This is a genomic window from Streptomyces colwelliae (assembly GCF_048158785.1).
Lineage (GTDB): Bacteria > Actinomycetota > Actinomycetes > Streptomycetales > Streptomycetaceae > Streptomyces.
The window spans coordinates 1-396 of record NZ_JBLTJC010001046.1; the positions used below are offsets into that span (position 1 = coordinate 1).

Consider the following 396-nt stretch of genomic DNA (forward strand, 5'->3'; position numbering starts at 1 on the left):
GTGAAGAACAACTGGCTCTTGGTCCTTCAGGGACTTACAACACCATTCTGGCTGATCAGTTCAAGCAGGCTTTTCGCGCCCTTGCAAACGAGGTTGAGGCTGATCTTGGTGCGTTGTATTTCGGTGCTTCCCGCGCCGTGGGAACCGCAGGGACAACGCCGTTTGGTGTTAAAGATGATCTTTCTGATGCTGCTCTGGCTCGTCAGGTTCTGGAGGATAACGGCGCACCGACAACCGATCTGCAGATGGTGCTTGGCTCCACTGCCATTGCTAATTTGCGCGGAAAACAGTCTGTATTGTTTAAAGTGAATGAATCCGGCACTGAACAGCTACTGCGTGAGGGCGTGTTGGGGCGTCTGGAGGGATTCAATATTCACAGTTCGGCAGGTGTGAAAC

Annotated in this window: 1 protein-coding gene; it reads left to right on the plus strand. The window is 52.5% G+C overall.

Going from position 1 to position 396, the window contains the following annotated elements; all coding sequences use genetic code 11:
• A partial coding sequence (locus ACNFOC_RS55760; protein WP_416966494.1) for a major capsid protein occupies positions 1 to 396 on the plus strand: 396 nt, incomplete at both ends.